1 protein-coding gene is annotated in these 1,188 nt (G+C 39.5%); it reads right to left on the bottom strand.

Features of this window, described 5'->3' with window-relative positions:
* Window positions 1-1,185 (bottom strand): sodium:solute symporter (locus DYY66_RS06870; protein ID WP_255496281.1); only part of this gene is annotated, 1,185 nt, incomplete at its 3' end.
* Window positions 1,186-1,188 lie beyond the last annotated feature (3 nt).

A 1,188-nucleotide genomic window follows, 5' to 3' on the forward strand; every position in this document is an offset into this window, starting at 1 on the left:
TATGACAAAGAATAAGATTAATCGTGTGATGGAACCTACTACAATTGATGCAATAGCACCAGATGCTGTTGATTTTTTCCAAAAGGTTCCAAAAACTAGAGGAACAAGACATCCTGCTAAAACAATATCAAATGCCAAGACAAGATATGCACCGGGTCTTGGAATGAGATAACCTAATGCAAAGGCGGTAAAGAACATGGGGATCACAAAGAGTCTTGTTGCAACAAGTAATTGTCGATCAGTTAGCTTTGGTCTCTTGAGTAATTTTGCTATAATATTTCGTTGCAACATATTTCTAGATAGTACACTTGCTATAGCTAATGTACCACCATTGGCGGTAGACATACCACAACTGACTGTACTTACAAGCATCAGTATGCCAATTACTGCAGGTACATGTTTTATTGCAATAATTGGGTATAAAGTATAAGGATCAGCAAGCTTTGGCTCTAATGTAAATCCGATAATTCCTACCATAGTTACAGGTATTAGGATCAAGAGAGTTATTCCAGCACCCATGTAACAGCTTTTTGTTGCGGTACGGCCTCCGTCTGCCGCAAATACTCTTTCCATAAAGTCTAACGCTACAATATCTCCTAATCCTAGTGATATTATTGCAGCCCAGTTTATCAGAGCTCCACTACCTACATTGAGTAAGCCTGACATATCCATGAATCCAGCAGGGGCATTTGCTACTATAGTGTCCAATCCGCCAGGAATTGGAGACCATGGCCCTATGAAGAATAAAAAGCCTGCCCAAAATCCTATCACAGCTAAATAGATGTGGAAGATATCTGTGTATGCACAAGAGAACAGTCCTCCAAAATATGTATACAGTAGAACAACTGCGGTTGAAATCAACATTGCATAAATTAACGGTATTCCCAACACTACTGATAAAATATATCCACTTGCTGCTAGGTTACCAGCAACAAGAACTATGAAACTGACTGCCATGACAGTTCCTGACATTACTTCAGTAGTGTTTCCATATCGTCTATAGTAGAAATCTGCAAGTGTAATCATGTTCATACGGTTAAATCGTTTTCCAAAAAATAATCCAGTCAACACAAGACAAATAGCTAAACCCATGGGAATGACAGCACCTCCCCAAAAACCACCTGTGAATGTTAACGCGACATTTCCAAGAGATGCATTGCCGTCAACTGCTTCTGACACAAGCATTGT

The sequence above is a fragment of the Candidatus Nitrosotalea sp. FS genome (genome assembly GCF_011319475.1).
In the GTDB taxonomy this organism is placed as follows: domain Archaea; phylum Thermoproteota; class Nitrososphaeria; order Nitrososphaerales; family Nitrosopumilaceae; genus Nitrosotalea.